This window comes from Streptomyces flavofungini (assembly GCF_041028215.1).
Taxonomy (GTDB): Bacteria; Actinomycetota; Actinomycetes; order Streptomycetales; family Streptomycetaceae; genus Streptomyces; species Streptomyces flavofungini_B.
Genome location: NZ_JASKYR010000497.1, coordinates 1 through 5,998 on the forward strand (window position 1 = coordinate 1; position 5,998 = coordinate 5,998).

The following is a 5,998-nucleotide window of genomic DNA, read 5'->3' on the forward strand; positions in this document are numbered from 1 at the left end:
CGCCACGGCCCTTCCGGGAAGGTCGCAGGCCCGGGGCTGAGCACGTCACGGGCCGGATTCCAGCACGTCGAAGGCCCCAGTTCGGAGAACTGGGGCCTTCGCTGGTGTCCGAGGGGGGACTTGAACCCCCACGCCCGATAAAGGGCACTAGCACCTCAAGCTAGCGCGTCTGCCATTCCGCCACCCGGACAAGGTGTCTGTCTTCGCGGGGCGTTTCCCGCGGCGACACAGAGAACATTACCAGGCTTCCAGGGGTCCCCGATCACCCCCGCCACCGCTGTGAACTGCTGATGACGACCGCCGCCCGGCCTTGGGCGCGGAGCCCCGGAGAGAGAGGATGAGGGGGACCACCAGGATCGAATGCGGGAGGAGCCAGCGTGAGCGGGTCCAGCACGGACAAGGCCGTCACCGGTGAGGACGAGGTCGTCGACCTCTGTCGCGAACTGATCCAGATCGATACGAGCAACTACGGCGACCACTCGGGCCCGGGTGAGCGCAAGGCGGCGGAGTACGTCGCGGAGAAGCTCGCCGAGGTCGGTCTCGAACCGAAGATCTTCGAGTCCCACCCCGGCAGGGCCTCCACGGTGGCGCGGATCGAGGGCGAGGACCCGTCGCGGCCCGCGCTGCTCATCCACGGCCACACCGACGTCGTGCCGGCCAACGCCGCGGACTGGACGCACCACCCCTTCTCCGGCGAGATCGCGGACGGGTGCGTCTGGGGCCGGGGCGCCGTCGACATGAAGGACATGGACGCGATGACCCTCGCGGTCGTCCGCGAGCGGATGCGCACCGGCCGCAAGCCCCCGCGCGACATCGTCCTCGCCTTCCTCGCGGACGAGGAGGCGGGCGGCACGTACGGCGCGCGGCACCTGGTCGACAACCACCCCGGTCTCTTCGAGGGGTGCACGGAGGCGATCAGCGAGGTCGGCGGCTTCTCCTTCACCGTCAACGAGAACCTGCGGCTCTATCTCGTCGAGACGGCCCAGAAGGGCATGCACTGGATGAAGCTGACCGTGGACGGCACCGCCGGACACGGGTCGATGATCCACAAGGACAACGCGATCACCGAGCTCTCCGAGGCCGTCGGACGCCTCGGACGGCACAAGTTCCCGGTGCGGGTCACCAAGACGCTGCGGCACTTCCTCGACGAACTCGGTGACGCCCTCGGCACCGAGCTCGACCCGGAGAACATGGACGAGACGCTCGCCAAGCTCGGCGGCATCGCCAAGCTCATCGGCGCCTCCCTCCAGAACACCGCCAACCCCACCCAGCTCGGCGCCGGGTACAAGGTCAACGTCATCCCCGGCCAGGCCACCGCGCACGTCGACGGCCGCTACCTGCCGGGGTACGAGGAGGAGTTCCTCGCCGACCTGGACCGGCTCCTCGGCCCGCACGTGCGCCGCGAGGACGTGCACGCCGACAAGGCCCTGGAGACGACGTTCGACGGCGCGCTCGTCGACGCCATGCAGACCGCCCTGCGGGCGGAGGACCCGATCGCGCGCGCCGTGCCGTACATGCTCTCCGCCGGTACGGACGCCAAGTCCTTCGACGACCTCGGCATCCGCGGCTTCGGCTTCGCGCCGCTGAAGCTGCCGCCGGAGCTGGACTTCGCGGGCATGTTCCACGGTGTCGACGAGCGGGTGCCGGTGGACGGTCTCAAGTTCGGCGTCCGGGTGCTCGACCGATTCATCGACGCCTCCTGAGACGTCATCCGGGATGTCCCGGGGCAACACCGGACGGAATGCAGCCCGAACGGCCCAACCGGCGGCCTGATTAGGTGCTGAAACGACACTCCAATAATCGCGTGCCCGTGCGTACTTGACTGAAAAGAGTGAAAGCGGTCATCTGCTCGTAGCTCCGCATCCCCCTCCTCGTTACAGCAGGTGCAGTCCGAGGCTTGGACTGCATGTGCCTACAAGGAGGAACAATGATCAAGAAGATCGTCGCCGCTGTGGCTGCCACTGGTGGTCTCGTGCTCGCGGGTGCGGGCATCGCCACCGCCGACGCCGGTGCCCAGGGTGCCGCCGTGCAGTCCCCGGGCGTGCTCTCGGGCAATGTCGTCCAGGTGCCCGTGCACGTGCCGGTGAACGCGTGCGGCAACACGGTCTCCGTGATCGGGCTGCTGAACCCCGCCTTCGGCAACACCTGCATCAACAAGTGACGTTGTTGCGCCTCACCCCTTGAGGGTCTGAGTCCGTCGGCCCCGGAGTGCGTGCCATGCGCTCCGGGGCCGACGGGCATTCCGCGTCCGGACGAACACGTCCGTACGTTCTCCGGAAAGTAAAAGGGCAGGGAACAGCTATGCGACAGGTCACGCGCAAGGGCCTGACCATTGTGGCCGCGGCGACCGGCGTACTCGCCGTGACCGGGGGCTACGCACACGCGGACGCGGGTGCCGAAGGAAGAAGCTCGAACTCACCCGGCGTACTGTCGGGCAATTCCGTCCAGGTCCCGGTCGACGCACCGGTCAACGTCTGCGGCAACACGGTGAACGTGGTCGGGGTGCTCAACCCCGCCGCGGGCAACGCCTGCGTCAACCGCGGGGGCGGACATTCGCACCGGCCCTCCGGCGGTGACTCCAGGGCGCAGGGACACACCAGCGACTCACCCGGCGTGGGCTCGGGCAACCAGGTCCAGCTCCCGGTGAACGCGCCGGTGAACGTCTGCGGCAACAGCGTCACCATCGGCGGGCTCGCCAACCCCGTCACCGCCAACGACTGCGCCAACGAGTCCGACGGCTCCACGACACCGCCGGGCCACGAGCATCCGCCCACGGATCCTGAGCACCCGGGTGAGCCTGGTGACCCCGGCGACCCGGGTGAGCCCGGCGATCCTGGCGACCCGGGTGAGCCCGGAGACCCGGGCGAGCCGGGTAACCCGGGCGAGCCCGGTGAGCCCGGTGAGCCCGGTGAGCCCGGTGAGCCCGGTGAGCCGGGGAATCCTGGCGAACCCGGCAACCCTGGCAACCCCGGCAACCCGGGTGAGCCCGGCAGCCCCGGCGATCCCGGCCGTCCGAACGACCCGGGCACGCAGGTCGTGACTCCGCCCAAGGGGGGCTCACAGCTCACGGAGTCCGGCACGGACGCACGGGTGACGGATGCCGGGCGCCCCGCGCAGCTCGCGGAGACGGGCAGCTCCCTGCCGCTCGGCATCACGCTGCCGGTGGGCGCGGGCGCGGTGCTCGCGGGCGCCGTCCTGTACCGCAGGGCGCGCGCGACCGCCTGAGCCGCAGGGCGCGCGACCGCCTGGGCCGCACCGCGGCCGAGCACACCGGAACGGAGCGGGTCCCGCAGGTGCGGATCCGCTCCGTTTCCGCCGTTCTCCAGCGGTTAACTGGTCACCACGTCGCCCGGAGCTGGCGGATGATCCGTCGCTTCAGCCGCACCCTGCGGCTCCCGTCACGGTGCAGGCTCAGGCGGTCCAACTCCCACAGCCCGTACTCCGCGTGGTCCGTCAGCAGGCGCGTGGCTTCCTTGCGGGTCACCCCGCGCGGCACGTACACGTCGACAAATTCGTATTCCGGCATCGCATCTATTGTGCGGGCACGGGCCCGGTACGGATAGCGTCTGCACTATGTCTGATGCTGCGCAGCCCACCGCTGCCGAGGTACGTGCCGCCGCCGAGGCGGTCAAGACCGCGCTCGACCGCCACCTGGCCGCGGTCGAACGCAGGTCGGGCGAGGACGATCCGGCCGTCTACGAAGCGTTCAACGAGCTCGCCGCGGCGGCCGAGGAGTACGACGAACTCCTCTACGACCGCTACGACGAGGTCACCCCCTTCGAGATCCCCGCCGCCGAGGACGCGCTGCCGCCCTACCGGGGGCCGGAGGAGGCGAACGCGCTCAGCGTGCTGATCCGCCGTGACTACGCCGTGGCGGAACCCCAGCGGCTGCTCGCCCAGGCCCAGCGGGTCGCCGACCTGGACGCGGGCCGTCCCGGCGGCGGTCCCGCCGACACCGTGCACGGGGCGCTCGGCGTGCTCTTCGGGGAGTTCGAACCGGACGAGATCGCCTCGCGGCACAAGGAGTTCGGCCTTGAGGAGGGCGACTCCACGCTCTGGGTGACCGCGGCGGACAGCGCCGCCGAGCCGGGGGAGTGGCTCAGCGCCCCCTTCGACCAGGCCGACCCGCACCGGGTGCTCTGCCGCTTCGACGTCAGCGCGGTCTTCGACGACGAACTGGACGACGACGCCCTCGACGGCACCGACGTGGACGTCGACATCGACCCGGATGTCGTGGTGCCCCTCGACGACATCGAGGAGACGGACGCCACGGAGCCCACCGGGGGACCGGAGCGATCCCCGAGCCCCCGCAGAGCAGAACTCTGACCTCTCCCGTCGCGGGGCGTTCCCTCCCCTGACCGCCCTGACCGCCCTGACCGCCCTGACCGCCCTGACCGCCCTGACCGCCCTGACCACCCGCCCGCCGTCGAGCGGGCGAGCGCGCCGCTCCTTGCACGGGGCGGCGCGCTTCGGCGAGCAGGGCGCGGCGCTCGTGCGTCAGGTCGTCGTCGACGGGAGCTGGGGGCGCAGCAGGGTCTGGAGGCGGGTCGTACGGTCTTTCCAGGGGCGCTCCGCCACCGCACGAGGCAGTGCCTGTTCGACGCCCTGGACGACCGACAGGTGGCGCTCCGCCCGGCTGAACGCCGTGTACACCCACGGCCGCGTCAGGGACTGCGCCGCGTCGCCGGGCAGCACCACGACCGCGGCGGGCCAGCGCAGGCCCGTCGCCTGGTGTGCCGTGAGGGCCCAGGCGTGCCGCACCTCCCGGTCCACCCGCTCCTTGGCCACGACGACGGGGGCGCCGTCACACTCCAGGTGCAGCCCCTCCGCGTCGGCCCGCACCACGCGGCCCAGCGTCGTACGCCCGGCCGACGGGACGTGGGCGACCCGGTCCCCGGGGTCGAAGCCGCCGAACCGGCCCGGGCCGGGGTTCAGCCGCTCCTTCAGCGCGGCGTTGAGCGCGCGGGTGCCCGCGGCGCCGCCGTGCCCCGGCGTGATGACCTGCGTCTGCTCGGCGGGCACCCCGATCGCCCGGGGCACCGAGTCCGCGACCAACTGCACGGTGCGGTGGATCGCCTCGGCGGCGTCACGCACCGGGACGAGCACGACCTCCTTGCCGGGAGCATCGACCTGATGCAGCTCGCCGATGCCGATGCCCGAGGTCAGCTCACCGATCGGGCCGGGGTCGGGCGTACGCGAGACGATCTGCGGGCAGCAGCGCGCCGAGAGCAGGTCCGCGAAGACCCGGCCGGGGCCCGCCGACCACAGCACCCCGGGGTCGCCGCCGAGCACCAGGCGGGCGCCGTCCGGCAGCGACTCCACGAGCATCGCCGCGCTCTCCACGTCGAGCTGCGGGGCGTCGAGGACCACGAGCAGATCCAGGTCGAGCGCGCCGTCCGCGTCCCGGCCGGGCCCCTGCTCACCGGAGAGCAGACCCGCCACCGTCACGGCGGCGTCCGCAAGACCCGTCGCCCGCGCCAGGCGGCGCCGCCCGTCGGCGCTGTGCGCCGCTGCGAACACCCGGAGTCCGAGCGCCGCGGCGGCCCTCACCAGGGCGGCCGGCTCGGCGCGTGCGGCCTCGCCACCGGAGTGCAGCACCAGGCCGTGCCCCGCGACGGCCCTGATCAGCTCGGCCGCGGAGCCCGGCGCCTCCGCGGCGGCCCTCTCCCAGGCGGCCGGGTCCGGGCCCGCGCCGTCCTCCTTCGGCAGGGAATTGATCACTCGGGCGAGCCCGTCGGCGAGGCTCTCCTCCGCGAGGGCGCACCGCTCAAGGCCGATCAGGACGCGCACCGGCCGCTCCTGCTCCGCGTCAGCCTCGCCGTCCGCCGCTGCCTCGGAGCGCTGGACCGGCACCTCGGCCGTGTCGATGGCGTCCTGGAAGGCCAGGGCGTCGCCCTCCGCCAGGGCGCTCTGCACCGCGGCGTCCGGATCGGGCACCGCMCGCTGCCCGAGCGCGGCGGTCAGCGCCGCCACATCCAGGGCGGTGCCCGATCCGGAC

6 protein-coding genes and 1 tRNA gene are annotated in these 5,998 nt (G+C 72.2%); 4 read left to right on the forward strand and 3 right to left on the reverse strand.

Annotation, left to right across the window (positions count from 1 at the left end):
* Positions 1–102: 102 nt before the first annotated feature.
* Positions 103–190 (reverse strand) — tRNA-Leu (locus tag AB8Z36_RS27980).
* Between the two features lie 187 nt (positions 191–377).
* On the opposite strand from AB8Z36_RS27980, the gene AB8Z36_RS27985 reads away from it, so the two are divergent.
* From AB8Z36_RS27985 to AB8Z36_RS27995, 3 genes are all read left to right on the forward strand, one after another.
* Positions 378–1,703 carry a M20/M25/M40 family metallo-hydrolase gene (locus AB8Z36_RS27985; protein WP_369216163.1) on the forward strand — a complete coding sequence of 442 codons (1,326 nt, stop codon included), beginning with the start codon at positions 378–380 and terminating at the stop codon, positions 1,701–1,703.
* Positions 1,704–1,927: 224 nt separating this feature from the next.
* Positions 1,928–2,161: a chaplin ChpH gene (gene chpH / locus AB8Z36_RS27990; RefSeq protein ID WP_369216164.1), complete on the forward strand. Its 234-nt coding sequence runs from the start codon at positions 1,928–1,930 to the stop codon at positions 2,159–2,161.
* Positions 2,162–2,301: 140 nt separating this feature from the next.
* Complete coding sequence (locus AB8Z36_RS27995) at positions 2,302–3,225, forward strand: chaplin (RefSeq protein WP_369216165.1); 924 nt, start codon at positions 2,302–2,304, stop codon at positions 3,223–3,225.
* A 112-nt stretch (positions 3,226–3,337) separates the two neighbouring features.
* Here the strand turns inward: AB8Z36_RS27995 and AB8Z36_RS28000 are convergent, their stop codons facing one another.
* Positions 3,338–3,526, reverse strand: coding sequence for a DUF5703 family protein (locus tag AB8Z36_RS28000; protein ID WP_062772273.1), 189 nt, complete (start codon positions 3,524–3,526; stop codon positions 3,338–3,340).
* A 47-nt stretch (positions 3,527–3,573) separates the two neighbouring features.
* Here AB8Z36_RS28000 and AB8Z36_RS28005 point away from each other — a divergent pair, with 47 nt between their 5' ends.
* On the forward strand, positions 3,574–4,326 hold the full coding sequence (locus AB8Z36_RS28005; RefSeq protein WP_369216166.1) for a hypothetical protein: 753 nt from the start codon (positions 3,574–3,576) through the stop codon (positions 4,324–4,326).
* A gap of 171 nt (positions 4,327–4,497) precedes the next feature.
* Here AB8Z36_RS28005 and AB8Z36_RS28010 read toward each other — a convergent pair.
* The coding region (locus tag AB8Z36_RS28010) for an AAA family ATPase (protein WP_369216167.1) at positions 4,498–5,998 on the reverse strand (1,501 nt) is incomplete at its 5' end.

Coding starts and splice junctions, on each gene's coding strand:
- chpH (WP_369216164.1), top strand. CDS start 1,928: ATGATCAAGAAGATCGTCGCCGCTGTGGCTGCCACTGGTGGTCTCGTG.
- AB8Z36_RS27995 (WP_369216165.1), top strand. CDS start 2,302: ATGCGACAGGTCACGCGCAAGGGCCTGACCATTGTGGCCGCGGCGACC.
- AB8Z36_RS28000 (WP_062772273.1), bottom strand. CDS start 3,526: ATGCCGGAATACGAATTTGTCGACGTGTACGTGCCGCGCGGGGTGACC.
- AB8Z36_RS28005 (WP_369216166.1), top strand. CDS start 3,574: ATGTCTGATGCTGCGCAGCCCACCGCTGCCGAGGTACGTGCCGCCGCC.